The sequence below is a fragment of the Pseudomonas sp. KH_024_B2 genome (genome assembly GCF_057839965.1).
In genome coordinates this window covers 2,764,601-2,791,587 of record NZ_CM174502.1, presented here as the reverse complement: position 1 = coordinate 2,791,587, position 26,987 = coordinate 2,764,601, and the positions used below count along the sequence as shown (strand labels likewise).

23 protein-coding genes are annotated in these 26,987 nt (G+C 60.7%); 16 read left to right on the top strand and 7 right to left on the bottom strand.

Going from position 1 to position 26,987, the window contains the following annotated elements; genetic code table 11:
• Positions 1–115: 115 nt before the first annotated feature.
• Positions 116–3,205 carry a multidrug efflux RND transporter permease subunit gene (locus AC3I0A_RS13055; RefSeq protein ID WP_489378236.1) on the bottom strand — a complete coding sequence of 1,030 codons (3,090 nt, stop codon included), beginning with the start codon at positions 3,203–3,205 and terminating at the stop codon, positions 116–118.
• 28 nt (positions 3,206–3,233) lie between these two features.
• On the bottom strand, positions 3,234–4,391 hold the full coding sequence (locus tag AC3I0A_RS13050) for an efflux RND transporter periplasmic adaptor subunit (protein ID WP_489378235.1): 1,158 nt from the start codon (positions 4,389–4,391) through the stop codon (positions 3,234–3,236).
• A gap of 294 nt (positions 4,392–4,685) precedes the next feature.
• On the opposite strand from AC3I0A_RS13050, the gene AC3I0A_RS13045 reads away from it, so the two are divergent.
• Both AC3I0A_RS13045 and AC3I0A_RS13040 read left to right on the top strand, forming a co-directional pair.
• A complete protein-coding gene (locus AC3I0A_RS13045; RefSeq protein WP_489378234.1) occupies positions 4,686–5,387 on the top strand; it encodes a response regulator transcription factor in 702 nt (233 codons plus the stop codon).
• Positions 5,388–5,391: 4 nt separating this feature from the next.
• A complete protein-coding gene (locus AC3I0A_RS13040) occupies positions 5,392–6,693 on the top strand; it encodes an ATP-binding protein (protein WP_489378233.1) in 1,302 nt (433 codons plus the stop codon).
• Positions 6,694–6,801: 108 nt separating this feature from the next.
• On the opposite strand, the gene pncA is transcribed toward AC3I0A_RS13040, so the two are convergent.
• Positions 6,802–7,479, bottom strand: a complete 678-nt coding sequence (gene pncA / locus AC3I0A_RS13035) for a bifunctional nicotinamidase/pyrazinamidase (protein WP_489378232.1) — start codon at positions 7,477–7,479, stop codon at positions 6,802–6,804.
• A gap of 205 nt (positions 7,480–7,684) precedes the next feature.
• Here pncA and AC3I0A_RS13030 point away from each other — a divergent pair, with 205 nt between their 5' ends.
• Positions 7,685–8,497 (top strand): crotonase/enoyl-CoA hydratase family protein, encoded by an 813-nt coding sequence (locus tag AC3I0A_RS13030; protein ID WP_489378231.1) that lies wholly within the window; start codon positions 7,685–7,687, stop codon positions 8,495–8,497.
• A 7-nt stretch (positions 8,498–8,504) separates the two neighbouring features.
• Positions 8,505–9,335, top strand: coding sequence for an NAD(+) diphosphatase (nudC, locus tag AC3I0A_RS13025; RefSeq protein WP_489378230.1), 831 nt, complete (start codon positions 8,505–8,507; stop codon positions 9,333–9,335).
• Here nudC and AC3I0A_RS13020 read toward each other — a convergent pair.
• Positions 9,303–10,082 carry a TSUP family transporter gene (locus tag AC3I0A_RS13020; protein ID WP_489378229.1) on the bottom strand — a complete coding sequence of 260 codons (780 nt, stop codon included), beginning with the start codon at positions 10,080–10,082 and terminating at the stop codon, positions 9,303–9,305. The two genes, nudC and AC3I0A_RS13020, sit on opposite strands and share 33 nt — an antisense overlap.
• A 299-nt stretch (positions 10,083–10,381) precedes the next feature.
• On the opposite strand from AC3I0A_RS13020, the gene pssA reads away from it, so the two are divergent.
• A complete protein-coding gene (gene pssA, locus AC3I0A_RS13015) occupies positions 10,382–11,725 on the top strand; it encodes a CDP-diacylglycerol--serine O-phosphatidyltransferase (protein ID WP_489378227.1) in 1,344 nt (447 codons plus the stop codon).
• 3 nt (positions 11,726–11,728) lie between these two features.
• Here pssA and AC3I0A_RS13010 read toward each other — a convergent pair whose 3' ends face one another.
• A complete protein-coding gene (locus AC3I0A_RS13010) occupies positions 11,729–12,946 on the bottom strand; it encodes an MFS transporter (protein ID WP_489378226.1) in 1,218 nt (405 codons plus the stop codon).
• A gap of 298 nt (positions 12,947–13,244) precedes the next feature.
• Here AC3I0A_RS13010 and AC3I0A_RS13005 point away from each other — a divergent pair, with 298 nt between their 5' ends.
• From AC3I0A_RS13005 to AC3I0A_RS12980, 6 genes are all read left to right on the top strand, one after another.
• The gene (locus tag AC3I0A_RS13005; RefSeq protein WP_489378494.1) at positions 13,245–14,261 is read left to right on the top strand and encodes an AraC family transcriptional regulator; all 1,017 of its coding nucleotides are present in this window, start codon (positions 13,245–13,247) and stop codon (positions 14,259–14,261) included.
• A 317-nt stretch (positions 14,262–14,578) separates the two neighbouring features.
• Positions 14,579–16,237: an acyl-CoA synthetase gene (locus tag AC3I0A_RS13000; protein WP_489378224.1), complete on the top strand. Its 1,659-nt coding sequence runs from the start codon at positions 14,579–14,581 to the stop codon at positions 16,235–16,237.
• Between the two features lie 16 nt (positions 16,238–16,253).
• A complete protein-coding gene (locus AC3I0A_RS12995; RefSeq protein WP_489378223.1) occupies positions 16,254–17,021 on the top strand; it encodes an SDR family NAD(P)-dependent oxidoreductase in 768 nt (255 codons plus the stop codon).
• A gap of 11 nt (positions 17,022–17,032) precedes the next feature.
• Positions 17,033–18,226 carry an acetyl-CoA C-acyltransferase gene (locus AC3I0A_RS12990; RefSeq protein WP_489378222.1) on the top strand — a complete coding sequence of 398 codons (1,194 nt, stop codon included), beginning with the start codon at positions 17,033–17,035 and terminating at the stop codon, positions 18,224–18,226.
• Between the two features lie 9 nt (positions 18,227–18,235).
• Positions 18,236–19,363 carry an acyl-CoA dehydrogenase gene (locus tag AC3I0A_RS12985; protein ID WP_489378220.1) on the top strand — a complete coding sequence of 376 codons (1,128 nt, stop codon included), beginning with the start codon at positions 18,236–18,238 and terminating at the stop codon, positions 19,361–19,363.
• A 35-nt stretch (positions 19,364–19,398) separates the two neighbouring features.
• Positions 19,399–20,172 (top strand): enoyl-CoA hydratase, encoded by a 774-nt coding sequence (locus AC3I0A_RS12980; protein ID WP_489070373.1) that lies wholly within the window; start codon positions 19,399–19,401, stop codon positions 20,170–20,172.
• Between the two features lie 169 nt (positions 20,173–20,341).
• Here the strand turns inward: AC3I0A_RS12980 and AC3I0A_RS12975 are convergent, their stop codons facing one another.
• On the bottom strand, positions 20,342–21,493 hold the full coding sequence (locus AC3I0A_RS12975) for an acyl-CoA dehydrogenase family protein (RefSeq protein WP_489378219.1): 1,152 nt from the start codon (positions 21,491–21,493) through the stop codon (positions 20,342–20,344).
• A gap of 3 nt (positions 21,494–21,496) precedes the next feature.
• The gene (locus AC3I0A_RS12970) at positions 21,497–22,603 is read right to left on the bottom strand and encodes an enoyl-CoA hydratase/isomerase family protein (RefSeq protein ID WP_489378218.1); all 1,107 of its coding nucleotides are present in this window, start codon (positions 22,601–22,603) and stop codon (positions 21,497–21,499) included.
• Between the two features lie 618 nt (positions 22,604–23,221).
• Here AC3I0A_RS12970 and AC3I0A_RS12965 point away from each other — a divergent pair.
• The 5 genes from AC3I0A_RS12965 to AC3I0A_RS12945 all read left to right on the top strand — a co-directional run bounded on the left by AC3I0A_RS12965 (position 23,222) and on the right by AC3I0A_RS12945 (position 26,842).
• Positions 23,222–24,001: a transporter substrate-binding domain-containing protein gene (locus AC3I0A_RS12965; protein WP_489378216.1), complete on the top strand. Its 780-nt coding sequence runs from the start codon at positions 23,222–23,224 to the stop codon at positions 23,999–24,001.
• Positions 24,002–24,109: 108 nt separating this feature from the next.
• Entirely contained in the window at positions 24,110–24,802 is a 693-nt protein-coding gene (locus AC3I0A_RS12960; protein ID WP_489378493.1) for an ABC transporter permease, read from the top strand.
• Positions 24,799–25,509, top strand: coding sequence for an ABC transporter permease (locus AC3I0A_RS12955; RefSeq protein WP_489378214.1), 711 nt, complete (start codon positions 24,799–24,801; stop codon positions 25,507–25,509). The genes AC3I0A_RS12960 and AC3I0A_RS12955 overlap by 4 nt, the downstream gene beginning before the upstream one ends.
• A gap of 79 nt (positions 25,510–25,588) precedes the next feature.
• The gene (locus AC3I0A_RS12950; protein WP_489378213.1) at positions 25,589–26,350 is read left to right on the top strand and encodes an ABC transporter ATP-binding protein; all 762 of its coding nucleotides are present in this window, start codon (positions 25,589–25,591) and stop codon (positions 26,348–26,350) included.
• A 12-nt stretch (positions 26,351–26,362) separates the two neighbouring features.
• Positions 26,363–26,842: an Lrp/AsnC family transcriptional regulator gene (locus AC3I0A_RS12945; RefSeq protein ID WP_489378211.1), complete on the top strand. Its 480-nt coding sequence runs from the start codon at positions 26,363–26,365 to the stop codon at positions 26,840–26,842.
• Positions 26,843–26,987: the final 145 nt, after the last annotated feature.

Genomic DNA, 26,987 nt, shown 5'->3' with positions numbered 1-26,987 from the left:
AAGCGGCCCTAAAACCGGCAATCGCGGTTGTTCAGATAGAACGCATCAGCCGATTTTACGACCGCTGCGCGGCCGAGCGGGAGCAAGCTCCCTCGCCACAGGGGTTGTGTTCGGCTTAGGATTTACGCTTGACCACCTTCATCACCACCACAAAAAACACCGGCACGAACACCACCGCCAGCGTTGCGGTAATCATCCCGCCGATCACCCCGGTGCCGATGGCTTGTTGGCTGGCGGAGCTGGCGCCGGTGGCAATCGCCAGCGGCACCACGCCAAGGATGAACGCCAGCGAGGTCATGACAATCGGTCGCAGCCGCAGGCGTGCGGCTTGCACCGTAGCGTCGATCAGGTCGTGGCCTTCGTCGTACAGGCTCTTGGCGAATTCGATGATGAGGATCGCGTTCTTCGCCGACAGACCGATGATGGTGATCAACCCGACCTTGAAGAACACGTCGTTGGGCATCCCCCGCAGCGTCACGGCCAATACCGCACCGAGTACGCCCAGCGGTACCACCAGCAATACCGAAGTGGGAATCGACCAACTTTCGTAGAGTGCCGCCAGGCACAGAAACACGATCAGCAGCGACAGCCCGAGCAGCATCGGTGCCTGGGCGCCGGAGAGGCGTTCCTGCAACGACAGTCCGGTCCATTCCTGACCCAGGCCCGCCGGCAGTTGCGCCACCAGCCGCTGGATTTCTTCCATCGCCTCGCCGGTGCTGTGGCCGGGCGCCGGTTCGCCGGAAATGCTGATGGCCGGGTAGCCGTTATAGCGGGTCAACTGCGCCGGTCCCTGAGTCCAGCTGGCCTGGACGAAGGCCGACAACGGCACCATTTTTTCGGCATTGTTACGCACGTGGATACTCAGCAAGTCGGCCACCTGACTGCGTTGATCGCCTTCAGCCTGCACCACCACCCGTTGCATCCGGCCCTGATTGGGGAAGTCGTTGATATAAGCCGAACCCACGGCGGTGGACAGCACATTGCCAATATCGGCAAAGGCGATGCCCAAGGCATTGGCTTGCTTGCGGTCGACTTCCAGTTGCACCTGCGGCGCTTCAGCCAAGGCACTTTCCCGGACGTTGGCGAGGACCGGACTTTTCCCGGCCGCAGCCAGCAGTTCGGTGCGCGCTTGCATCAGCGCGGCATGGCCGACGCCACCGCGGTCTTGCAGGCGAAACTCGAAGCCGCTGGAAGTGCCAAGGCCGTCCACTGGCGGCGGCAGTACCGCAAAAGCCACCGCGTCCTTGATCTGGCTGAGGGCGATGTTGGCCCGGTCCGCAATGGAGGCGGCGGAATCGTCGCTGCCGCGATCCGACCAATCCTTGAGCGTAGTGAAGGCCAGCGCCGCGTTCTGCCCGGCGCCGGAGAAACTGAAGCCGAGGATCACCGTGCTGTCGCCCACTCCGGGCTCGCTGGCGTTGTGCGCTTCGATCTGCTCCACCACCTGCACTGTGCGGTTCTTGCTCGCACCCGGCGGCAGCTGGATGTCGGTGATGGTGTAGCCCTGGTCTTCCACCGGCAGGAACGAAGAGGGCAGGCGACTGAAACACAGCCCCAGGCCGATCAGCAGTACGCCGTAGATCAATAGATAACGACCGGTGCGTTTCAGCGCATAGGCCACGCCGCGTTGATAGCCGTCGCTCAGTTGCTCGAAACCCCGGTTGAACCAGCCGAAGAATCCGCCCCTGGCGTGATGCTCGCCCTTGGCGATCGGCTTGAGCAGGGTTGCGCAGAGCGCCGGGGTCAAGGTCAGCGCGAGAAACGCCGAGAACAAAATCGAAGTGGCCATCGACAACGAGAACTGCTGGTAGATCACCCCCACCGAACCCGGCATGAACGCCATCGGGATAAACACCGCCACCAGCACCAGAGTGATGCCGATGATCGCTCCGGTGATCTGTTTCATCGCCTTGCGCGTGGCATCCTTGGGCGACAACCCTTCGGTGGCCATGATCCGTTCGACGTTCTCTACGACCACGATGGCATCGTCCACCAGGATGCCGATGGCCAGTACCATGCCGAACATGGTCAGCACGTTGATCGAGAAACCCAGCGCCAGCATGGTTGCAAAGGCGCCCATCAGCGCCACCGGCACCACCAGGGTCGGGATCAGCGTATAGCGGATGTTTTGCAGGAACAGGAACATCACCGCAAACACCAGCAACATCGCTTCGCCCAGGGTGTAGACCACTTTGGTGATCGAGACTTTGACGAAGGGCGAGATGTCGTAGGGGATCTTGTATTCCACACCGACCGGGAAATACCGCGCCAGATCATCCATCTTCGCCCGCACCAGGGTCGCGGTACTCAGGGCGTTGGCCCCCGGTGACAATTGCACGCTGATAGCGGTCGACGGCTTGCCGTTCAGACGGGTGGAAAACTGGTATTCCTGGCTGCCGATCTCGACCCGGGCAACATCGCCGACGCGCACGCTCGAGCCGTCGGGATTGGCCCGCAGCACGATGTCGGCGAATTCTTCAGGCGTCGACAACTGGCCCTTGACCAGCACCGTCGCGGTGATTTCCTGGGTCGAGCGAGTCGGTAGATCGCCGATGCTGCCGGCCGAAACCTGGGCATTCTGGGCGGCAATGGCCGCGTTGACGTCGGCCGGGGTCAGGTTGAAGCCGATCAGTTTCTGCGGATCGATCCAGATTCGCATGGCCCGCTCGGCGCCATACAACTGCGCCTTGCCGACGCCGTCGATACGACGGATCTCGTTCATGACGTTGCGCGCCAGGTAATCGCTGAGCGCCACGTTGTCGAATTTGCCGTCACTGGAGGTCAGGGTAATCAGCAACAGGAAACCGGCCGAGACCTTCTCCACTTGCAAGCCTTGTTGGGTCACCGCTTGTGGCAGGCGCGGCTCTACCGCCTTGAGGCGGTTTTGCACGTCGACCTGGGCCATCTCCGGATGGGTGCCGGGCTGGAAGGTCGCGGTGATGGTGGCGCTGCCGAGGCTGCTCTGGGATTCGAAATACAGCAGGTTGTCTGCGCCGTTGAGCTCCTGCTCGATCAGGCTGACCACGCTTTCGTCAACGGTTTGCGCCGAGGCGCCGGGGTAGGTGGCGTAGATTTCCACTTTCGGCGGCGCGACGCTGGGGTATTGCGCTATCGGTAATTGCGGGATGGCCAGGGCACCGGCCAGCAGGATGAACAGCGCGACCACCCAGGCGAAGATCGGGCGGTCGATAAAGAATTGCGGCATGGGAGGTTAGTCCTGGGATCTGTTGTAGCTACTGGCCAGAAGCCTGGGCGAGTGGAAGTGGGGTTTCGTCGATCTGCACTTTCTCGCCAGGGCGAGCATGCTGCAGGCCTTCGGTGACAATGCGGTCGCCCGGTTTCAGGCCGTCGGTGACGATCCAGCGGTCCTTCTGCTCCTGACCAAGCTGCACCGGTTGCTGGCTGATCCGCTGTTCGGCGTCCAGCAGCAGGACCTGAGCGATACCGGCGCTGTCACGCAGGATGGCCCGTTGCGGCACGCTGATGCCTTGCGGGTTGACCGCCTGCTCCAGACGCACACGAATGAAACTGCCGGGCAGCAGATCGAGATCAGGGTTGGGGAATTCGCTGCGCAGGATGATCTGGCCGGTGCTCGGTTCCACGCTGATGTCGGTAAACAGCAATTTGCCCGGCAGTGGATAAGGACTGCCGTCGTCCTGAATCAGGGTGGCGCGGGCCTGATCCTGGCCGACCTGCTGCAACTGCCCGGCGCGCAAAGCCCGGCGCAAGTCGTTCAGTTCGCGGCTGCTCTGGGTCAGATCGGCGTGGATCGGGTCCAGTTGCTGGATCACCGCCAATGGCGTGGTTTCATTCTGCCCGACCAGTGCGCCTTCGGTGACCAGTGCCCGACCGATGCGTCCGGATATTGGCGCAGTGACCGTGGCATAGCCCAGATTCAGCCTGGCCCGTTGTACCGCGGCCTGATTGGCCGCTACATCGGCAGCCGTCTGCCGGACGCTGGCCCTCGCGTTGTCATAGTCCTGACCGCTGATGGCGTTGCCCTCGACCAACTGGCTGTAACGCTGTTCTTGCAAGCGCGCCTGGAACGCATTGGCCTCAGCCTTGCGCAGGCTGGCCTGGGCACTGTCGAGGTCGGCCTTGAACGGCGCCGGATCGATGCGAAACAGCACCTCGCCTTTTTTGACGTCAGTGCCTTCATGGAAGGTGCGTTGCAGCACGACGCCGGCGACTCGGGCACGGACTTCGGCAATTCGTGGCGCGGCGATCCGTCCGCTCAATTCGCTGCTGATGGACAGTGACCGGGCTTCAATGGTCTCGATGCGAACCGTGGCCAGAGGCGCCTGTTCTTCGGCAGTCGAGGCCTTGTCACAAGCGCCCAGCGTCAACACCAGTGCAATCAGGCTGAGCTTGGCAAGCAGATTCTTTGACATGTAATACCCCAATAATGACCCCCAGCATCCTACGGGGAGCGGGCGAGGGTAGCGGTGAAGTTTTGTAGGCGCTATGTGAAATTGTGTAAGGATTTTATTCAGGCACGCATGAGGACGTATATCCTTGGTGGCTTGATTCCTTTTGTGACTGTTATTCCGCCATCGCGAGCAAGCTCGCTCCCACAAGGGATCTCATGTGGACACAGATTCTGTGAACACCACCGACCTACTGTGGGAGCGAGCTTGCTCGCGATGGCGGCTTATCAGATGCCACAGTACTTTCTGGAAACACCCATGCCCAACATCCTCCTGGTCGAAGACGACACCGCGCTATCCGAACTGATTGCCAGCTACCTGGAACGCAACGGCTATCAGGTCAGTGTGCTCAGCCGCGGCGACCACGTGCGTGAGCGTGCGCGAGTCAATCCGCCAGATCTGGTGATTCTCGACCTGATGCTGCCCGGTCTCGACGGCTTGCAAGTCTGCCGCCTGCTGCGGGCCGATTCGGCGACGTTGCCGATCCTGATGCTGACCGCCCGCGACGACAGTCACGATCAAGTGCTGGGTCTGGAAACGGGCGCCGACGATTACGTCACCAAACCTTGTGAACCGCGTGTCCTGCTGGCGCGGGTGCGGACCTTGTTGCGCCGCAGCAGCCTCAGTGAGCCGCAAACGGCGAGCGACCGGATCCTGATGGGCAACCTGTGCATCGACTTGTCGGAGCGCACCGTGAGCTGGCGCGAGCAACCGGTGGAGCTGTCCAGCGGCGAGTACAACCTGCTGGTGGTGCTCGCCCGACACGCCGGTGAAGTCCTGAGCCGCGACCAGATCCTGCAACGCCTGCGCGGCATCGAGTTCAATGGCACCGACCGCTCGGTGGACGTGGCCATCTCCAAGCTGCGGCGCAAGTTCGACGATCACGCCGGCGAAGCACGCAAAATCAAAACCGTGTGGGGCAAGGGCTACCTGTTCAGCCGTTCCGAGTGGGAATGCTGAGCCGATGCTGAGAATCCTGATTCGGCTGTACCTGATCACCATCGTCACCTTCAGCGCGGCGACTTACCTGATCCCGGACCTGGTGATCAAGGTCTTCCACGAGCGCTTTGTGAACTACAACCTCGACCAGTCCCGTGGTCTGCAAAACCTGATCGTCAAACAGTTTCACGCAGTGCCCGCTGAGCAATGGCCTGCCCTGGCGGCCGAAATGGACCAGGAGTTCGAGCCGTTGCGCGTCGAACTGGTGCGCAATGACGACCCGGACTTCAGCGACTACGAAACCGAACGTTTGCAACGCGGCGAGAAGGTCATCCGCATGGGCGACTGGGCCTGGCGCACGCTGGCGGTTGCGCCGCTGGATGAACAGATGGCGGTGAAACTGGTGGTGCCGCCAGACCCGACGGACGTCGATTGGCTGTACTGGAGCATCAACGTACTGATCGGTGCGGCATTGCTGGCATGCCTGCTGATCTGGCTGCGCCCGCACTGGCGTGATCTGGAGCGCTTGAGAAGCACCGCCGAGCGCTTCGGCAAGGGCCATTTGAGCGAGCGCACGCAGATTTCCCCCAGCTCGAACATCGGCAGCCTGGCCCATGTGTTCGACACCATGGCCGGCGACATCGAAAACCTGCTCAATCAGCAACGGGACCTGCTCAATGCCGTCTCCCACGAACTGCGCACACCGCTGACCCGGCTCGATTTCGGCCTGGCACTGGCGCTGTCCGACGACTTGCCGGCGGCCAGCCGCGAACGTTTACAGGGCCTGGTCGCGCATATTCGCGAGCTGGACGAACTGGTGCTGGAGTTGCTGTCCTACAGTCGCCTGCAAAATCCGGCGCAGGTGCCGGAGCGGGTGCAGGTGTCCCTCGATGAGTTCATCGATAGCATTCTGGGCAGCGTCGATGAAGAGCTCGAATCCCCCGATATCGTGATCGATGTGTTGCTGCACGGCATGCTCGAACGCTTCACCCTCGACCCGCGGCTGACCGCTCGGGCGATACAAAATCTGCTGCGCAATGCCATGCGCTACTGCGAGCGGCGGATTCAGGTGGGCGTCAAGGTGTGCCCCAAGGGCTGCGAAATCTGGGTCGATGACGATGGTATCGGTATTCCCGACGACGAGCGTGAACGGGTCTTCGAACCCTTCTATCGACTGGACCGCAGCCGCGACCGCGCCACCGGTGGCTTCGGTCTGGGCCTGGCCATCAGCCGCCGGGCACTGGAAGCCCAGGGCGGCACGTTGACGGTCCAGGCATCACCGCTGGGCGGGGCGCGGTTCAGGTTGTGGTTGCCTGTGGCTGGGTGATCCTGAACGGCTTGTAGGAGCGAGCTTGCTCGCGATGGGCTCAAGGTCGACGCGTTTATTCAGTAAACACGCGTTATCGTTAACGTCCATCGCGAGCAAGCTCGGCTCCTACAAAAACGCCGACGCCTTCTCCACATCGTTCGCCGTAATCAACCGCACGCCAGCCGCCTGCATTCGCTGCATGGCTTCTGCCAGCGAGCCGTCCATATCAATTGCCCGGCAGGCATCGACCACCACAAAGGTATTGAACCCGGCCGCCCGGGCATCCAGTGCCGAATACATCACACAAAAATCCAGCGCCAGTCCGACCAGATAGACCGTGTCGATCCCGCGCTCTTTCAGATAACCGGCAAGCCCGGTGGTGGTTTTGTGATCGGCTTCGACAAAGGCCGAATAGCTGTCGATGTCAGGATTGCAGCCTTTGCGGATGATCAGTTGCGCGTGGGGCAGATTCAAATCGGCGTGAAGCTCGGCACCGTGGGTGGCTTGTACGCAATGATCGGGCCAGAGGGTTTGCGCACCGTAAGGCAGCTGGACGCTGTCATAAGGCTTGTGTCCCGGGTGGCTGGAGGCGAACGAAGCGTGCCCGGCCGGATGCCAGTCCTGAGCGATGACCACTTGTTTGAAGTGGCTGGCGATGCGATTGATCAGCGCAACAATCACATCGCCCCCAGGGACGGCCAATTGGCCGCCGGGAATAAAGTCGTTTTGCATATCAATGACGAGCAGCGCACTGCGGTTGCAGGTTGTACCCAGTGGTGTCCATTGAATCGAGTTAGTTGTCATGCCGGATTCCTCCCTGGAAGTAAGGTGCCAAGCATAGTAGCAACTTTGCTCAAACACATATCCCCCTGTAGCAGCCTGGCGGCAGCTGCTACGGGGGGCGTATTGGCTCATCAGTCCCGCATTTGGCCGATGCACTGCCTTACTGCCAACCGCGATGCCTTGTTATAGTTCGGCCCTCATTTCCAGCCCGGTAAGGATCACTGCCATGCCTGAATACCAAGCCTTTCGCGTCGAACTGGCGGACAACATCGCCCATGTGCAGATCAACCGTCCGGAAAAGATCAACTCGATGAACGCGGTGTTCTGGAGTGAAATCATCGAGATTTTCCAGTGGATCGACGACACCGATGAAGTCCGGGTGGTGGTGCTCAGTGGCGTCGGCAAACACTTCTCGTCCGGTATCGACCTGATGATGCTGGCCTCGGTGGCCAATGAACTGGGCAAGGACGTCGGCCGTAACGCGCGCCTGCTGCGACGCAAGATCCTGCAACTGCAAGCCTCGTTCAATGCCGTCGACAACTGCCGCAAGCCGGTGCTTGCAGCGATTCAGGGCTATTGCCTGGGCGGCGCCATCGACCTGATCGCTGCCTGCGACATGCGTTACGCCGCCGAAGACGCGCAGTTCTCGATCAAGGAAATCGACATGGGCATGGCTGCCGACGTCGGTACCTTGCAACGTTTGCCAAGGATCATTGGTGACGGCATGCTGCGTGAACTGGCTTACACCGGGCGTATCATGGGAGCTGAAGAAGCGCGTAGCATTGGCCTGGTCAACCGCACCTATGCGGATGCGGCCAGCCTGCTCGATGGCGTGATGGGCATCGCCCGGGAAATTGCCGCAAAATCGCCGATTGCGATTGCCGGGACTAAAGAGATGATCAGCTACATGCGCGATCACAGCATTAACGATGGCCTGGAATACATCGCCACCTGGAACGCCGCCATGCTGCAATCCACCGATTTACGGGTGGCCGTGGCCGCGCAGATGAGCAAGCAGAAACCCGAATTTCTGGATTGATAACAAAATGACTTCACGCTGGACCACCGCAGTACTCGATACCGACGCTCTCGGCGGCTGGGCAGTGGCTCGCAGCCGCGACGGTTTTTTGTTCGATGACAACGGCGCGCTGTTCCCACGGGAATGGCTGAAACGTCAGGAACTGTCGATTCTGGCTGAACATGGTATCGGCCATCTGGACGGCGAGCCGGTTTATCTGCTGGAACTCCACAGCTCATCCGAGGTGCCGGGTTGCCGCTGGCAAGGTCTGCGAGCGTTCATGCTCGAGGGCGATCACACCGTCTACAAAGTGCTCGGTTATGCTGCGCAAATCGGCACTTGGGCTCGTGAACATCGCTACTGCGGCAACTGCGGCCAGGCGATGCAGCAAATTCCACGGGAGCGGGCGATGTTCTGCGAACCGTGCGACCTGCGGCATTACCCGCGTATTTCGCCGAGCATGATCGTCCTGATCACCCGCGGCGACGAAGTGTTGCTGGCGCGCTCGCCGCGTTTCGTTCCCGGGGTCTACAGCACCCTGGCCGGGTTCGCCGAGCCTGGCGAGTCGGCCGAGGATTGCCTGATTCGAGAAGTGCGCGAGGAAGTGCGGATCGAGGTCAGGAACATCCAGTACATGGGCAGTCAGTGCTGGCCGTTCCCGCACTCGATGATGCTCGGTTTCCATGCCGAATACGCCGGCGGCGAGATCGTGCCGCAGGAGGACGAAATCGAAGATGCGCAGTGGTTCAATATCCACGAGTTGCCGCCGTTGCCGGCGTCACGCTCGATTGCCCGCTACCTCATCGACCTCTACGTGGCGCGTCGTTTAGGCCACGCTGAACCAGTGTTGCCAGGCTAGGCGCACCGTCAGCCCGAGCACTACGGTGATGAACACCGGGCGAATGAACTTCGCACCGCCACTAATGGCGGTGCGCGCACCGAAGAAGGCGCCGACCATCACCGACATACCCATGCTCAGGCCGATGATCCAGTCCACCTGACCGGAAAACACGAACACCGACAGCGCCGCGATATTACTGACGAAGTTCATGCTGCGCGCCACGCCACTGGCCTTGACCAGATCGATGGGGTACAGCAGCAGGCTGCTGACGGTCCAGAACGCTCCGGTGCCCGGGCCCGCCACACCGTCGTAGAAACCGAGGCTGAAGCCCTGGCTCGACTGCCACTTCTTTTTGATCGGTGCGTCGCTGTCCAGCGGCGCTTTTGGCGTCCCGCCAAACAACAGGTATACACCACAGGCAAAGACGATCACCGGGAGCATTTTGTTCAGCCACTCGGCAGGCAAATAATGCGCGACGATTGCGCCAACCACAGCCCCCACCAAGGTCCCGACTATTGCGTGCATCCACTGGCGCGGATGGAACAGCTTGCGTCGGTAGAAGGTGAAACTGGCGGTGGCCGAGCCGAAACTGGCGCTGAGCTTGTTGGTGCCCAACACCAGGTGCGGCGGCAAACCGGCGGTAAGCAGGGCCGGGGTGGTGAGCAAACCACCACCGCCGGCGATGGCATCGATAAAGCCGGCAATGAAGGCAACAACGGCAAGAATGGCGAGGGTGGTGAGGTCTACGCTGAGTTCGAAAGGCATGGGATCGACTTATACGGCGGGGCGCAGAAGAGGCTGCGCGAAAGGTCGGTATCTTACTCATATGTGTCACTTGCAGCGACCGTTGTAGAGCATTCGCGGGCTTTTGTGGCGAGGGAGCTTGCTCCCGCTCGGCTGCGCAGCAGCCGCAAATCCGGCTTATGCGTTTTACCTGACAAAACGCGTTTGGCGATTTGGGACCGCTTCGCGGTCCAGCGGGAGCAAGCTCCCTCGCCACAAGACCCGGGCGAACGCATGGTGTAAGCTCGTCTGCTCTTCGGATTCGACCTTTTGCGAGCCTTATGCCGTCGCTTTTCAAACGTTCCCTGCTGCCAAAACTGCGCAGTTTCCCGCTGACCGCCGATGCCGTCACCATCCTCTCTGGCGCTGCTGAATTTCGCCGCTGCCTGCTGGAGAAAATCGCCCAGGCCACGCAGCGTATCTATATCGTCGCGCTCTACCTGCAACAGGATGAAGCCGGCCAGGAAATCCTCGATGCGTTGCACGCCGCCAAAGCCGCCCGGCCTACGCTTGACGTAGTAGTCGTAGTCGACTGGTTGCGCGCCCAACGAGGGCTGATTGGTGCCGGCAAGCAGCCGGGCAATTCGGCCTGGTATCAAGAGCAGACCCGCACCCACGCCAGCGAAGTGCCGGTGTACGGCGTGCCGGTGCAGACCCGCGAGCTGTTCGGCGTGTTGCACCTCAAGGGCTTCGTGATCGATGACTGCGTGATTTACAGCGGCGCGAGTCTGAATAACGTCTACCTGCACAAGTTCGACAAGTACCGTTTCGATCGCTATCACCTGCTGCGCAACAGTGCATTGGCGGACTCGATGCAGCACCTTGTCGAGCACGGGCTGATCGCTTCCAGGGCCGTGCACCGGCTCGACCTGCCGAACCTGCCGAGCACCCGCAGCCTGCGCGGTGACATCGGTGATCTGCGCAGCCGCCTGAAGCACGCGACTTACGACACCACGTCCGGCAGTCTCAACAAGGGTGGCTTGTCGGTCAGTCCGCTGCTCGGGGTCGGCAAGAACAACCCGTTGAGCCGGGTGATCTGCGAGTTGATCGCCAGCGCTCAGCAGCAACTGACCATCTGCACGCCGTATTTCAACCTGCCGCTGGCCGTGACCCGGGAAATCAACCGGGCGCTGGCACGGGGGGTGAACATCGACATCATCGTCGGCGACAAGACCGCCAACGACTTCTACATCCCGCCGAGCGAGCCGTTCAAGATCATCGCTGCGCTTCCGTATCTCTACGAAATCAGCCTGCGACGTTTCGCCAAACGCCATCAGCGAATGATCGACAGCGGCCAGTTGAACCTGCACCTGTGGCGCGACGGCGACAACACCTATCACCTCAAGGGCATGTGGATCGATCAGCGTTATACCTTGTTGACCGGCAATAACCTGAACCCGCGAGCGTTTCGCCTGGATCTGGAAAACGCCTTGCTGATCGATGATCCGAAAAACGAGCTGATGGCACCGCGTGAGGCTGAGTTGGCGGAGATTTTCCGTAACACCAGCCGTATCGAGGGTTATCAGCAACTGGATACCTTGGTGGAGTACCCGGCGGCTGTCGCCAAGTTCTTGCGCCGGGTCAGCCGGGTGCGGATCGAGCGACTGCTCTATCGCATTCTGTAAGGCTTAGCTTGCCTGCGGCCGAATGTGTTTGGCGGCAGGCCAGCCAGCGACCAACAGCAGCAATGCAGCCGCTACCAGATAGGGCAAGCGCGGTTCTACCGCGTAGATCAACGTGCCGGCGAGCGGGCCGATAACCACCCCAAAACCTTGGGCGGCGCCAATGGAGCCGGCGGTAGCGCCTTGCTCCGAGGCCTCCACGGCATTCGCGGCGAGGGCTGCGAAAGACGGAAAGATCCAGCCCATGCCGGAGGCCGAAACGAAGAAGCACGCCCACAACGTCCATGCCGTGTCAGCCAGCATGCTGCCGGCAAAACCGCTCGCGGCGATGACGGCACCGACGCGGATCATCTTCAGCGGCGGCCATTCCAGTTTGCGCACCACCAACTGCGAGCAAATCAGCGCCAGACCCACCATGGTCAGGGCGATACCGGCTGTCTGCGCGGCATCGGCCGGGCCCATGCCGAGTTTATCGAGGGCATAGAAACCGACGGTGATCTGCGCGATGGACACGCACAGCATGGCAACAAAGGCCACCGCCAGCGGCCGACGCAAGCGTGGATCGCCGAGGTGCACGGCTTTCGGTGGTTGCTTGAGGTGCAGTTCCTGACCTTTGAGCTTGAACAGCAGCACCAGGAACGCCAACAGCGGCAGCACGGCCATGGCATAAAACGGCAGGCTCAGACTTTGCCGGGCCAGTAACGCTGCGATTGCCGGACCCAGCACCAGCCCGCAGGCGTTCGCTGCACCCAGCGACGCCATCGCGCGGGCACGGTGCTGCGGCTCGATATTGTCGGCAATCAACGCATAGCCGCCGACCGGAATCGCCGCGTAGAACACGCCGATCAGACCACGGCCGAGCATCAACCCGATGAATGCCAGCAGCGCCGATGGCAGCAGCTGCAGCGAGGCGTCGATAAACACGCACAACGCCCAATAGGCCAGGGTGAAACCACCGGTGCCGATCAACAAGACGCGGCGCCGTCCGAGACGATCGCTGGCCTGGCCCCATGGACGCGCGAGCACCATCCAGATCACCCCGGAGACCGTCACCGCAGCGCCGGCCTGCCAGGTGGCAAGCCCAAGCACACGGGCGATGGGCCCGATCAATGAAACGAAGGCCATCATCGCCATGGTGCAGGCCATGTTGGCGATCAGCAGCGGACGCAGGTTAAAGGTGCTGGTTGTCAGCGACACATCGGTGGTGGCCGTCGAGTTGGGCATGGGCAAGTCTTCCGTGAACATTGAGCGTCTGTGAACGTTATAGCTATGACGGGGGAAGGCACAGGTTTATTAGCGCATGAATAGGGGGGTATTGATCGTTTGCTCGTTCCCGTTGTGTCAGGCACACCGCACACTCAGGTTTTACGACTGCTTCGCAGCCGATCGCGGGCAAGCCACGCTCCCACACTGGATCTATGTCGGGCACGCATTGTGTGTTCAACCAAAGGAGGCTGGCTTTTTGGCTGCCACTGCCTAAGATGGCCGACACTCGTACAAGAACAAGGCAGTGCAACAGCCAATGTCGGAAAAAGACACCATCTCCATCCAGCTCGTGCGCGAAGCGCTGTTGCAGAGCTGTGCGTCGGGCCCTGCGACGGATGAAGTACTGAACAAGGTCGGTATAGATCCGACGTTGCTCGATCGACCGCAAGCGCGTGTCCCGGCCACCTCCTATGCGCGTCTGTGGCGGCTGCTGGCCCGGCGTCTGGACGATGAGTTCTTCGGCATGGACCCGCGCAAGCTCAAGTCCGGCAGCCTGGAGTTTCTCTGTCGCTCGTCGATGGCGCAATTGACCCTGGCAGCGGGGCTGGAGTCGGGGTTGCGGTTTCTGTCGCTGATGTTCGAGCGCATGCCGGCGCAGCTTGTTCATCAGCAGAGCCTGGCGGAAATCGTCCTGCTGGAGGATGACAAGGATCCGCGTCGGGCCTTCACCTATTTCACCTACTGGATGATCGTGCACGGTGTCGCCTGCTGGCTGGCGGGGCGGCGAATTACGATTCTGGCCATTGAACTGCGTTGCCCGGAGCCGGACTTTTGCGACGACTACAAGGTGATGTTTTCCGAGAACCTGCGCTTTGACCGGCCGCGAACGCGGATGATTTTTTCGGCAGATTGTCTGGATCTGCCGATCAAGCGCAGCACTGAGGAACTCAAGCGTTTTCTGGCCCATGCGCCGGCCAATATCCTGGTCAAATACCGTGACCCGGAGAGCCTCGCCAGCCGGATCAAGAACGATCTGCGCCAGTTACCCGCCGAACACTGGCCGGAAACCGACAGCCTGGCGCAACGCCTGTGCATGTCGGCCTCGACCTTGCGCCGGCGCCTCGCCGAAGAAGGTCAGACCTACCAAGGGCTCAAGGACAGCGTGCGCAAGGAGCTGGCGATTGTCTGGCTGGCCGAGCCGCAGATCAGCTTCGCCGAAATTGCCACGCGGTTGGGGTTTGCCGATGCCAGCTCGTTCTACAAGGCGTTTCGCAAGTGGTCGGGGTCCAATCCGGGGCATTACCGGAGTTTGATTTTGAATGAGGCGGGGTAGGGCTAGGCTCTGCGACGCGACAGATGACCACTGTGGCGAGGGAGCTTGCTCCCGCTCGATCGCGAAGCGGTCGCAAAACCTGCTGATGCGGTCTTTCTGACAGAGCGCGGTCGCATACTTTGGGGCTGCTGCGCAGCCCAGCGGGAGCAAGCTCCCTCGCCACATGGTGTTTGCATCCTTTTCTTGGCCAAACCAGTCAACCAACTTGAAAGCTTTGACCATTGCCCCGCACCCCGCACGGAGCCAGTATTTCCTCGATTTTTATGTTGTTCTGACCTCCCCAAAAAACAGAAAACAAAAGACCGAGGGATTTGGTGATGCGCGATTACTTGTCTGCTACTGCACAGTTTGATTATCAACACACTGTCGATGCTGCCCTGAAGGGCACTCTGGCGGGACTCAATGCTTGCGTCGAATGCTGCGACCGGCACGCATTGCCCGGTCGAATTGCATTGTTCTGGGAAGGCCGCGACGGCGCCAGTGCGACCTATACCTTCAGCGAGCTGCAGGAAAAATCCGCACGCTTCGCCAATTTCCTGCTGGCCCAAGGCGTCAAGAAGGGCGACAAAGTCGCGGGCCTGTTGCCGCGTAACGTCGAACTGCTGATCACGGTCTTCGCCACCTGGCGCATCGGCGCGGTTTATCAGCCGCTGTTTACCGCCTTCGGCCCCAAGGCCATCGAACATCGTCTGAACAGCTCAGGCGCGGCGCTGGTGGTGACTGACGCGGCGAACCGCTCCAAGCTCACTGAAGTGGCCGACTGCCCGACCATCGTCACCGTTGGCGGCCCTAAAGGGCAGGGCATCGTCCGCGGCGACTTCAGCTTCTGGGCCGAACAGGCCAATTATTCGGCCGACTGCGAGCCCGTCCTGCTGGGCGGCGACGATCCGTTCCTGCTGATGTTCACCTCGGGCACCACCGGTCCGTCCAAGGCGCTGGCCGTGCCGCTCAAGGCGATTGTCGCGTTCCAGAGCTACACCCGTGACGCGGTGGACCTGCGCCCGGAAGACGCGTTCTGGAACGTCGCCGATCCGGGTTGGGCCTATGGTATCTATTTCGGCGTCACCGGCCCGTTGTCCATGGGCCATCCGATCACCTTCTACGATGGCCCGTTCACTCTGGAAAGCACCTGCCGGGTGATCAACAAGTACGGCATCACCAACCTGACCGGTTCGCCGACCGCCTATCGCTTGCTGATCGCCGCTGGTGACGAGTTCGCCCGCTCGATCAAGGGCAGGCTGCGTATCGTCAGCAGCGCCGGTGAGCCGCTGAACCCGGAAGTAATCCGCTGGTTCGCCGACAACCTCGGCGTGGTTATCCACGACCATTACGGTCAGACCGAACTGGGCATGGTGCTGTGCAATCACCACGGCCTGGAGCATCCGGTGCATGTCGGTTCGGCCGGTTTCGCCTCACCGGGGCACCGGATTGTGGTGCTCGATGATAACTATCAAGAGTTGCCGGCCGGACAGCCGGGCATTCTCGCCATCGACCGCACGCAGTCACCGATGTGCTGGTTTGCCGGCTACGAAGGCGCGCCGACCAAAGCCTTTGTCGGCGATTACTACCTCAGCGGCGATACCGTGGAGCTGAACCCGGACGGCAGCATCAGCTTCGTTGGCCGCAGTGATGACGTGATCACCACTTCGGGCTATCGGGTCGGTCCGTTCGACGTGGAAAGCGCACTGATCGAGCACCCGGCGGTGATTGAAGCTGCGGTGGTCGGCAAGCCCGATCCAGAGCGCACCGAGCTGGTCAAAGCCTTCGTCGTGCTCAGCTCGCAATACCGCGCCGCGCCGGAGCTTGCCGAAGAGCTGCGCCAGCATGTGCGCAAGCGTCTGGCAGCGCACTCGTATCCCCGTGAAATCGAATTTGTCAGCGAACTGCCGAAAACCCCAAGCGGCAAGTTGCAGCGCTTTATCTTGCGCAACCAGGAAATCGCCAAGGCTCAAGAGGCCGCGGCTCACAAGGTTTGAACCGAAGGAAACAATGATGCAGATCGAAAACAAGATTTTTCTGGTCAGCGGCGGCGCGTCCGGTTTGGGCGCTGCGACGGCTGAAATGCTGGTAGCCGCCGGTGCCAAAGTCATGCTGGTGGACATGAACGCCGACGCGGTGGCCGCCCAGGCGCAAAAGCTCGGCGCCAATGCGCAGAGCGTGGTGGCCGATATCAGCCAGGAAGCCGCCGCCGAAGCGGCGGTCAAGGCCACGCTCGCAGCCTTTGGCGGGCTGCATGGGCTGGTCAACTGCGCGGGCGTGGTTCGCGGCGAGAAGATTCTCGGCAAGAACGGCCCCCATGCGCTGGCCAGTTTCAGCCAGGTGATCAACGTCAACCTGATCGGCAGCTTCAACCTGCTGCGTCTGGCGGCCGCGGTCATTGCCGAAGGTGAAGCCGATGCTGGCGGTGAGCGCGGTGTGATCATCAATACCGCCTCGGCCGCTGCCTTCGACGGTCAGATCGGCCAGGCAGCCTATGCCGCTTCCAAAGGCGCGATCGCCAGCCTGACGTTGCCCGCTGCCCGTGAACTGGCGCGCTACGGTATTCGGGTGATGACCATCGCTCCAGGCATCTTCGAAACGCCGATGATGGCCGGCATGACCCAGGAAGTCCGCGACTCTCTGGCCGCCGGCGTACCCTTTCCGCCACGCCTCGGCAAACCGGCAGAGTACGCTGCGCTGGTTAGGCATATTATTGAGAACAGCATGCTCAACGGCGAGGTGATCCGTCTCGACGGCGCCTTGCGCATGGCCGCGAAGTAGGAGGATTTGTCATGACTATTACCAACGATCCGATTGTTATTGTCAGCGCCGTCCGCACCCCGATGGGTGGTTTTCAGGGCGAACTGAAAAGCCTGAGCGCGCCGCAACTGGGTGCCGCAGCGATCCGCGCTGCCGTCGAGCGCGCCGGTGTTACACCTGATGCGGTGGAAGAAGTGTTGTTCGGTTGCGTGCTTTCGGCCGGTCTCGGCCAGGCGCCTGCGCGACAGGCGGCACTGGGCGCCGGGCTCGACAAGTCGACCCGCTGCACCACGCTCAACAAGATGTGTGGTTCGGGCATGGAAGCGGCCATTCTGGCCCACGACATGCTCGTTGCCGGTAGCGCCGACGTGGTGGTGGCCGGCGGCATGGAAAGCATGTCCAACGCACCGTATTTGCTGGACCGCGCCCGCAGTGGCTTGCGCATGGGCCATGGTCAGGTGATCGACCATATGTTCTTCGACGGTCTGGAAGACGCCTACGACAAGGGCCGCCTGATGGGCACCTTCGCCGAGGATTGCGCGCAAGCCAATGGCTTCAGCCGCGAAGCCCAGGACGCCTTTGCCATTGCCTCGACGACCCGTGCCCAGCAGGCCATCAGCGACGGCAGTTTTGCCGCCGAGATCGTGCCGTTGCAGGTCATGGTCGGCAAAGAGCAGAAGCTGATCATCGACGATGAACAACCGCCCAAGGCCAAACTGGACAAGATTGCCGGGCTGAAACCGGCGTTCCGCGAAGGCGGCACGGTGACCGCGGCCAACTCCAGTTCGATTTCCGACGGTGCGGCGGCATTGGTCTTGATGCGCCGCTCCGAGGCTGAAAAACGCGGCCTCAAACCGCTGGCAGTGATTCACGGCCATGCGGCGTTTGCCGACACCCCCGGGCTGTTCCCGGTGGCCCCGGTCGGTGCGATCAAGAAGCTGATGACGAAGACCGGCTGGTCGCTGGATGACGTTGAACTGTTCGAAGTCAACGAAGCCTTTGCGGTGGTCAGTCTGGTGACCATGAGCGAACTGGAAATCCCGCATGAGAAAGTCAATATCCACGGCGGCGCCTGTGCTTTGGGCCATCCGATCGGTGCGTCCGGTGCGCGGATTCTGGTGACATTGCTTTCGGCCTTGCGCCACAAAGGCCTGCACCGTGGTGTGGCGGCGATTTGCATCGGCGGCGGCGAAGCCACGGCCATGGCCGTTGAATGTCTGTATTAAGGAATCCTTATGCTCCCGACTGACGAACAACTACAGATCAGCGAAGCGGCCCGGCAGTTTGCCCAGGAACGGCTGAAACCGTTCGCCGCCGAGTGGGACCGCGAACATCGCTTCCCCAAGGAAGCCATCGGCGAGATGGCCGAGCTGGGCTTCTTCGGCATGCTGGTGCCGGAGCAGTGGGGCGGTTGCGACACCGGTTACCTGGCCTATGCCATGGCCCTGGAAGAAATCGCCGCCGGGGACGGCGCCTGCTCGACCATCATGAGCGTGCACAACTCGGTGGGTTGCGTGCCGATCCTCAAGTTCGGCAACGATCAACAGAAAGAGCAATTCCTTAAACCGCTGGCCAGCGGTGCGATGCTCGGGGCCTTTGCCCTGACCGAACCGCAGGCCGGTTCCGACGCCAGCAGCCTGAAAACCCGTGCCCGGCTGAACGGCGATCACTACGTGCTCAATGGCTGCAAACAGTTCATCACCTCCGGGCAGAACGCCGGGGTGGTGATTGTGTTTGCGGTGACCGATCCGAGTGCCGGCAAACGCGGCATCAGCGCGTTTATCGTCCCCACCGATTCACCCGGCTACAAGGTCGCACGGATTGAAGACAAACTCGGCCAGCATGCGTCGGACACCTGCCAGATTCTGTTCGAAGACGTGAAAGTGCCAATCGCCAATCGCTTGGGGGAGGAGGGTGAGGGCTACAAGATTGCTCTGGCCAACCTCGAAGGCGGGCGTGTCGGCATTGCCTCGCAATCGGTGGGCATGGCCCGCGCAGCGTTTGAAGCCGCACGGGACTATGCCCGCGAGCGGGAGAGTTTCGGCAAGGCGCTGATCGAGCATCAAGCCGTGGCCTTCCGGCTGGCGGACATGGCCACGCAGATTGCGGTCGCCCGGCAGATGGTGCATTACGCGGCGGCCCTGCGTGACAGCGGCAAACCGGCGCTGGTCGAGGCGTCGATGGCCAAGTTGTTCGCCTCGGAAATGGCTGAGAAGGTCTGCTCGATGGCCTTGCAAACCCTCGGTGGCTATGGCTATTTGAGCGACTTCCCGCTGGAGCGGATTTACCGCGACGTGCGCGTCTGCCAGATCTACGAAGGCACCAGCGATATTCAGCGCATGGTCATTTCGCGCAATCTTTGATTCTCTATTCCTCTATCTAAGGCAGGAGCCCCTTCATGAGTTATGAAACGATTTTGTTGGAAATCCATGGCCGGGTCGGTCTGATCACCCTCAACCGCCCGCAAGCCCTGAATGCGCTGAATGCGCAAATCGTCAGCGAGCTGAATCAGGCGCTGGATGGCCTGGAAGCCAACCCCGAGATTGGCTGCATTGTGCTCACTGGTTCGAAGAAGGCCTTCGCCGCCGGTGCCGACATCAAGGAAATGGCCGAGCTGACCTATCCGCAGATCTACCTCGACGATCTGTTCAGCGACAGTGATCGGGTGGCCAATCGCCGCAAACCGATCATCGCCGCGGTCGCCGGGTTTGCCCTGGGCGGCGGTTGTGAGCTGGCGTTGATGTGCGACTTCATTCTGGCCGGTGACAACGCCAGATTCGGCCAGCCGGAAATCAATCTTGGCGTATTGCCGGGCATGGGCGGCACCCAGCGCCTGACCCGCGCTGTGGGCAAGGCCAAGGCCATGGAAATGTGCCTGAGCGGGCGCTTGATCGATGCAGTGGAAGCCGAGCGCGCCGGGATCGTTGCGCGCATCGTGCCGGTGGATGAGTTGTTGGAAGAAGCGCTGAAGGTGGCGGCAGTCATTGCCGGCAAATCCCTGCCAATCGCGATGATGGTCAAGGAAAGCGTGAACCGCGCCTTTGAAGTCAGCCTGTCCGAAGGCGTGCGTTTCGAGCGCCGGGTGTTCCATGCGGCGTTCGCCATTGAAGATCGCAAAGAAGGGATGGCCGCGTTTATCGGCAAGCGTGAGGCGCAGTTTAAAGGGAAGTGATGCGCTGCTGAAGATCGTTCCCACGCTCCCGCGTGGGAATGCATCCCGTGACGCTCCGCGTCACATCCAGAGCGGACGCAGAGCGTCCAGAGCGGCATTCCCACGCAGAGCGTGGGAACGATCGGCCTTCTCCTGTGGGAGCGGGCTTGCCCGCGAAGCTTTTCAGCTTTTAGATTTGATAGTTCTTCAGTTCCCGCGCAATCACCATCCGCTGAATCTCGCTCGAGCCTTCATAGATCTGGGTGATCCGCGCATCGCGGTAATAGCGTTCTACCGGGTAATCCTCCAGATAGCCGTAACCACCGTGGATCTGTATCGCCGAGGAGCAAACCTTTTCGGCCATTTCCGAAGCAAACAGCTTGGCCTGTGACGCTTCCGACAGGCAGGGTTTGCCAGCACTGCGCAGACGCGCCGCATGCAGGATCAGCAAGCGGGCCGCGTTCAAGCGGGTGTGCATGTCCGCCAGCAGGTTGGCGATGCTCTGGTGTTCGATGATCGGCTTGTCGAACTGCACCCGGTCACGCGAATAAGCCAGCGCCGCTTCGAACGCTGCACGGGCAATGCCCAGGGCTTGAGCGGCGATGCCGATACGACCGCCTTCGAGATTGGACAAGGCAATCGCCAGCCCCTTGCCGCGCTCGCCCAGCAGATTCGCTTCAGGAATCGTGCATTGGTTGAGGGTCACGGCGCAGGTGTCTGAGGCGCGGATACCCATCTTGTGTTCGGAACGATCGACGATAAAGCCTGGGTTGTCGGTGGGAACCAGGAACGCCGACAGGCCTTTCTTGCCCAGGTCCGGATCGGTGACAGCGAAGACAATCGCCAGTTTCGCCCGTTTGCCATTGCTGACGAATTGCTTGGCGCCGTTGATCACCCACTGGCCGTCGCGCAGTTCGGCACGGGTGCGCAGGTTATGCGCTTCGGAACCGGCCTGGGGTTCGGTCAGAGCGAAGCAACCGATGGCCTGGCCGCTGGCCAGATCAGGCAGCCAGGTCTGTTTCTGCGCCTCGGTGCCGTAGTTGAGGACCGGCCCGCAGCCCACCGAGTTGTGGATGCTCATCAAGGCGCCAGTCGCACCGTCACCGGCGGAGATTTCTTCCACCGCGAGGGCGTAGGCAACGTAATCGACATAGGCGCCGCCCCATTCCTCGGGGACCACCATGCCGAGCAAGCCCAGCTCGCCCATTTTCGCCACCAGCGCATCGTCGATCCAGCCAGCCTTTTCCCAGGCCTGAGCGTGGGGCGCGATTTCACGGCGGGCAAAGTCCCGGGCCATGTCGCGGATCATGACTTGCTCTTCACTCAATTCAAGGTCGTGCATGGCTCAGCTCCCACTCTCGTCAAAACCGTTGAAGAAACTCGCGACATGCTCGCTATCAAGAGCTTGCAGGGTCGGCGGGTTCCAGCGCGGGTTCTTGTCTTTGTCGATCAGCAAGGCGCGCACGCCTTCGATCAGGTCGCCACGTTCGAACCACTGGCGGTCCAGATGCAACTCCAGGGTGAAGCACTCTTCCAGGCTCAGCTGACGACCGCGCCGCAGCATCTCCAAGGTTACGCCCATCGCCAGCGGCGAGCGGCTTTCCAGAAGGGTGGCGGTGGTCGTGGCCCATTCATGGCTGTCGGCCACCGTCACTTGGCGAAGTTGCTCGACGATACTCGGCACGTCAGGCAGGGCGAAGAAGTGGTCGATGGCCGGGCGCAGGGCGTGCAGCGGTGCGTCGGGCAGTTGTTGTACGGCAAGTTTTGCCAAAAGACCTTGCAGGTCTTTGAGCGGTGTTTCGTGCCATTCCAGGCTGTCGAGGCGCTGATCCAGCAGGCTCAGCTTGTCACTTTCCAGGAACCAGTCGGCCAACCCGCAGTAGAGCGCATCGGCGGCACGGATCTGTACGCCACTGACACCGAGGTAGATCCCCAGTTCGCCCGGGATTCGTGGCAGGAAATAACTGCCGCCGACGTCCGGGAAATAACCGATGGCCACTTCCGGCATCGCCAGGCGGCTGCGTTCGGTGACGACTCGCAAGTCTGCGCCTTGCACCAGCCCCATGCCACCGCCGAGGACGAAACCGTCCATCAGCGCCAGTACCGGTTTGCGGTACTGGTGGATGGCCAGGTCGAGGGCGTATTCCTCGACGAAAAAGTCCTGGTGCAGGGTTTGTCCGTTTTTGAAGCTGTCGTACAGCGAGCGGATATCGCCACCGGCGCAGAAGGCCTTTTCACCGGCACCGCGCAGAACCACCGCATGCACCTGTGGGTCATGGGCCCAGGCATCGAGTTGCTGGTGCAGGCAGCGGACCATGTCCAGAGTGAGGGCGTTGAGGCCGGCGGGGCGGTTGAGGGTCAGGTGGCCGATATGGTTGCGGACCTCGGCCAGCACTTCGCTTTGCGTGACATCCCCGGACCGTGCCGCTTGGAGTGAAACCTGAGCAGTCATCACTAACTCCCTGCTTTTATTGTTCTTTATAGAAGTGTTCGCGCGCGAACGATGGCGGATCGTAACAGTGCAAATTTGTCATGCACAAGCCGGATAACTGCAGGTCGGGTGTGCATTTTTGCAGGGATGTGTTTTGCAGCGTAACAGGGTCCCTTGTGGCGAGGGAGCTTGCTCCCGCTGGGTTGCGAAGCGACCCCAAAACCTGCAACCACATTTTGTCAGTCACACCGCATTCACCGACTTTGCGACTGCTGCGCACTCGAACGGGAGCAAGCTCCCTCGCCACAGTACAGCGCTTGTCTCAAGGCTCCTTGATTGACTGACATCGATGTAAGCAACAGTCACGACCGATTCGGCTGTGTGGTAGCGCTTATCAGCACAACCGGGCTGTCTACACAGGCCCTTACGACACCTGCCCGAGGCGTTCTGTTGGCATTCTGGCGTTCCATTGAAGCCGTCTGCACCAAGGGCTTCAGGGTGGGTGTGGCGACGCACCCGGTTAAAACAATAACAACACTGCTGCGGTGTATGCCGCATCGACTCATCACTCCTGCCCATAAATGTGGCTCGGTCGCACACCTGGCCGCGATAAATCCAAATAAATCGGGACTCACGAAGATGAACAAAAAATGGCTGGCCTTACCTGTACTCGCGATGCTGTTCTGTTCGGCAGGCGCTAGCGCCAAAGAGTGGAAAGAACTGCGATTTGGCGTCAACCCAAGCTACCCACCGTTCGAATCGACCACCGCTGACGGCGGCGTGCAGGGCTTTGGTGTGGATCTGGGCAATGCCATCTGTGCTGAACTCAAGCTCAAGTGCGTATGGGTGAGCAACGATTTCGACGGGCTGATCCCGGCCCTCAAGGCTGGCAAGTTCGATGCGATCGAGTCTTCTATGACCGTGACCGACGCGCGTAAAAAACAGATCGATTTCACTGATCGTCTGTATGCCGGCCCGACCGCGATCGTTACCCGCAAGGATTCTGGCCTGGAACCCACTGCCGAGTCCCTCAAAGGCAAGACCATCGGCTACATGCAGGGCACCATTCAGGAAACCTACGCCAAGGCCAAACTGGCACCCGGTGGTGTGAAACTGCGGGCCTATCAGAGCCAGGATCAGGTCTATGCCGACCTGGTGTTCGGTCGTCTCGATGCGTCGATCCAGGACAAGCTGCAAGCTCAGATGAGTTTCCTGACTTCGCCGCAAGGCGCTGAATTCAAGAACAGTGAGGGCATCAGCGACCCGTTGGTACCGTCGGAAATCGCCATCGGTATCCGCAAGGACAACGACGAGCTCAAAGGCATGCTCAACACTGCCATCAAGGCCCTGCATGAAAAGGGCATCTACGCGCAGATCCAGAAGAAGCACTTCGGCGATCTCGATCTTTACAACAACTGATCCTTGCACAGCCTGACGCTGCATCACCCTGTGCGATGCAGCGTTGGTCTGTGGCAACTCAAGACAGGTGACTGTGTGAATTCCTTCCTGAATGTTCTGGGCCTCGACATGTCGGCCCTGCAGGGCTATGGCCCGCTGTTGCTGCACGGCACGTGGGTGACGCTCAAACTTTCTTTTCTTTCGTTACTGGTGAGCATGCTGATGGGCTTGCTGGGTGCTGCGGCCAAGCTCTCACCGCTGCGCATCTTGAACCTGCCGGCGACCTTCTACACGACACTGATCCGCGGCGTTCCCGATCTGGTGTTGATGCTGCTGATTTTCTACAGCCTGCAAGGTTGGCTGAGCAGCCTGACCGAAGCCATGGATTGGCCTTATATAGAGATTGATCCGTTTGTGGCAGGCATCATCACCCTGGGGTTTATCTACGGCGCCTATTTCACCGAGACCTTTCGCGGCGCAATTCTCAGCGTTCCGCGTGGCCAGCAGGAAGCCGGTGCGGCGTTCGGCTTGAACCGCTGGCAACGGTTTCGCTTCGTGGTGTTCCCGCAAATGATGCGCTTCGCGTTGCCGAGCCTTGGCAACAACTGGCTGGTGCTGCTCAAAGCCACGGCCCTGGTGTCGATCATCGGCCTGTCGGACCTGGTCAAAGTCGCCCAGGAAGCCGGCAAGAGCACCTTCAATATGCTGGATTTTTTGCTGTTGGCGGCGGCGCTGTATCTGCTGATCACCAGTGCTTCGAACTATGTGCTGCGGGTGCTTGAGCGGCGTTACAACCAGGGCGTGCGGGGGATGACGCGATGATCGAGTTGATTTCGGAATACTGGAAACCCTTTCTCTTCAGTGACGGCTACAACTTCACCGGGTTGGCAATGACCTTGTGGTTGCTCTGTGTGAGCATCGTCCTGGGGTTTTTCCTGTCGCTGCCGCTGGCGATTATGCGGACCTCGCGCTGGGGCGTGCTGCGCTGGCCGGTTCAGCTGTTCACCTATGTGTTTCGCGGCACACCGCTGTATATCCAGCTGCTGATTTGCTACAGCGGGATCTACGGCATTGCCGTGGTCCGTTCGCAGCCGCTGCTGGAAGCGTTCTTTCGCGATGCGATGAATTGCACCTTGCTGGCGTTCACCCTCAACACCTGCGCCTACACCGTGGAAATTTTTGCCGGGGCGATTCGCAGCATTCCCTACGGTGAAATCGAAGCGGCCCATGCCTATGGTCTGAGTGGCTGGCGTTTGTATCTGCGGCTGATCCTGCCGTCGGCGTTGCGCCGGGCACTGCCGTATTACAGCAACGAAGTGATCCTGATGCTGCATGCGACTTCCGTGGCCTTCACCGCGACCATTCCGGACATCCTCAAGGTCGCCCGCGATGCCAATGCCGCGACCTTCATGACCTTCCAGGCATTCACCATTGCCGGGTTGCTGTACCTCGCGCTGTCTTTCGGGTTGGTGGGTGCATTCCGCCTGGCAGAGAAGCGCTGGCTGAGTTTCCTCGGGCCGGCCCACTGAAGGTTGGGGCCGGCTTTTTTCACTTCTATTTTTTCTGTCCAGAGTTGTGCCGATAGCGGTACGGCTGCAGGAGTGCTCCATGTATAAACTGACGGTTGAAAATCTGTATAAGCGCTTTGGTGACAATGAAGTGCTCAAGGGCGTCTCGTTAAACGCGCGTGCCGGCGATGTGGTGAGCATGATCGGCGCCAGCGGTTCAGGCAAAAGCACAATGCTGCGCTGTATCAACTTCCTTGAACGGGCGGACGAAGGTTCCATCGAACTGGACGGTGAACGGATTGCCACCCGGCCAGCCGCGGGCGGTATGCGGGTCACCAGCCCCGCGCAGTTGCAGCGGTTGCGCACGCGTCTGGCCATGGTGTTTCAGCATTTCAATTTGTGGAGCCATCTGACGGTTCTGGAAAACATCATACTGGCGCCATGCCGTGTGCTGGGTATCAGTCGCAAGGACGCCGAGGCGAGCGCCCGTGCGTATCTGGACAAAGTCGGCTTGCCGCAACGAGTGGCCGAACAGTACCCGGCGTTTCTTTCCGGTGGTCAGCAGCAACGGGTGGCGATTGCCCGGGCCTTGGCGGTGGAGCCGCAGATTCTGTTGTTCGACGAGCCGACCTCGGCGCTCGATCCGGAGCTGGTTGGCGAAGTACTCAAGGTAATCCAGGCGTTGGCTGAAGAAGGTCGTACCATGCTGATGGTGACCCACGAGATGGGCTTTGCCCGTCAAGTATCCACTCAAGTGTTGTTTCTGCATCAAGGGCGGGTCGAGGAGCAGGGGACTTCAGAGATTCTCGACCGGCCGCAAAGCGAGCGTTTGCAGCAATTTTTATCGGGCCGTTTGAAGTGAGGCAAAACGTACATGGCGGATATCCGCGATCTGACGATCGTGCTTGATCGTATCGATCAGGCAATCATTGAGGTGCTGCGCCACGAAGGGCGCATCACCTATCAGAAGCTTTCCGAGCGGGTACACCTGACTCCCAGGCCATGCCTGGAACGGGTGCGCAAGCTCGAACAGCTTGGGGTTATCCGCGGTTACGGGGCGATCCTCGACGAGAAGAAACTGACACCGGGGCTGTCGCTGCTGGTGTTGGTGGCGCTGTCGAACCAGAGCGGGCGAGCGGCGCAAAAGGCCTTCGAAGCCAAGGTCCGGGCCTGCCCGCAGGTGCTGGAGTGCCGCTTGATCAGCGGCGCGTTCGACTACAGCCTGCGTATGCGTTGTCGCGACATGGAACATTACCGGGTCCTGACCGAAGTCTGGTTCGATGACCCGGATCTGCACATCGACAAGCTGGTCAGCCATCCAGAATTGGCGATGGTCAAGACGTCGATGGAGTAAGCCGTTTCGGTCGCGCACGTCTTCAAAACATTCGCGGGCAAGCCCGCTCCCACAGGGTATATGCAGCCCATGTGGGAGCGGGCTTGCCCGCGAAGTCGTTTAGCCAGACGCCATAAATCGTATTGATCTACCTGGAATCCAGCAC

Coding starts and splice junctions, on each gene's coding strand:
- AC3I0A_RS12995 (WP_489378223.1), top strand. CDS start 16,254: ATGCAGATCGAAAACAAGATTTTTCTGGTCAGCGGCGGCGCGTCCGGT.
- AC3I0A_RS12980 (WP_489070373.1), top strand. CDS start 19,399: ATGAGTTATGAAACGATTTTGTTGGAAATCCATGGCCGGGTCGGTCTG.
- AC3I0A_RS13030 (WP_489378231.1), top strand. CDS start 7,685: ATGCCTGAATACCAAGCCTTTCGCGTCGAACTGGCGGACAACATCGCC.
- AC3I0A_RS12960 (WP_489378493.1), top strand. CDS start 24,110: ATGTCGGCCCTGCAGGGCTATGGCCCGCTGTTGCTGCACGGCACGTGG.
- AC3I0A_RS13020 (WP_489378229.1), bottom strand. CDS start 10,082: ATGCCTTTCGAACTCAGCGTAGACCTCACCACCCTCGCCATTCTTGCC.
- AC3I0A_RS13010 (WP_489378226.1), bottom strand. CDS start 12,946: ATGCCCAACTCGACGGCCACCACCGATGTGTCGCTGACAACCAGCACC.
- AC3I0A_RS12990 (WP_489378222.1), top strand. CDS start 17,033: ATGACTATTACCAACGATCCGATTGTTATTGTCAGCGCCGTCCGCACC.
- AC3I0A_RS13050 (WP_489378235.1), bottom strand. CDS start 4,391: ATGTCAAAGAATCTGCTTGCCAAGCTCAGCCTGATTGCACTGGTGTTG.
- AC3I0A_RS13040 (WP_489378233.1), top strand. CDS start 5,392: ATGCTGAGAATCCTGATTCGGCTGTACCTGATCACCATCGTCACCTTC.
- nudC (WP_489378230.1), top strand. CDS start 8,505: ATGACTTCACGCTGGACCACCGCAGTACTCGATACCGACGCTCTCGGC.
- AC3I0A_RS13045 (WP_489378234.1), top strand. CDS start 4,686: ATGCCCAACATCCTCCTGGTCGAAGACGACACCGCGCTATCCGAACTG.
- AC3I0A_RS13055 (WP_489378236.1), bottom strand. CDS start 3,205: ATGCCGCAATTCTTTATCGACCGCCCGATCTTCGCCTGGGTGGTCGCG.
- AC3I0A_RS12945 (WP_489378211.1), top strand. CDS start 26,363: ATGGCGGATATCCGCGATCTGACGATCGTGCTTGATCGTATCGATCAG.
- pssA (WP_489378227.1), top strand. CDS start 10,382: ATGCCGTCGCTTTTCAAACGTTCCCTGCTGCCAAAACTGCGCAGTTTC.
- AC3I0A_RS12975 (WP_489378219.1), bottom strand. CDS start 21,493: ATGCACGACCTTGAATTGAGTGAAGAGCAAGTCATGATCCGCGACATG.
- AC3I0A_RS12955 (WP_489378214.1), top strand. CDS start 24,799: ATGATCGAGTTGATTTCGGAATACTGGAAACCCTTTCTCTTCAGTGAC.
- pncA (WP_489378232.1), bottom strand. CDS start 7,479: ATGACAACTAACTCGATTCAATGGACACCACTGGGTACAACCTGCAAC.
- AC3I0A_RS12970 (WP_489378218.1), bottom strand. CDS start 22,603: ATGACTGCTCAGGTTTCACTCCAAGCGGCACGGTCCGGGGATGTCACG.
- AC3I0A_RS13005 (WP_489378494.1), top strand. CDS start 13,245: ATGTCGGAAAAAGACACCATCTCCATCCAGCTCGTGCGCGAAGCGCTG.
- AC3I0A_RS13000 (WP_489378224.1), top strand. CDS start 14,579: ATGCGCGATTACTTGTCTGCTACTGCACAGTTTGATTATCAACACACT.
- AC3I0A_RS12965 (WP_489378216.1), top strand. CDS start 23,222: ATGAACAAAAAATGGCTGGCCTTACCTGTACTCGCGATGCTGTTCTGT.
- AC3I0A_RS12985 (WP_489378220.1), top strand. CDS start 18,236: ATGCTCCCGACTGACGAACAACTACAGATCAGCGAAGCGGCCCGGCAG.
- AC3I0A_RS12950 (WP_489378213.1), top strand. CDS start 25,589: ATGTATAAACTGACGGTTGAAAATCTGTATAAGCGCTTTGGTGACAAT.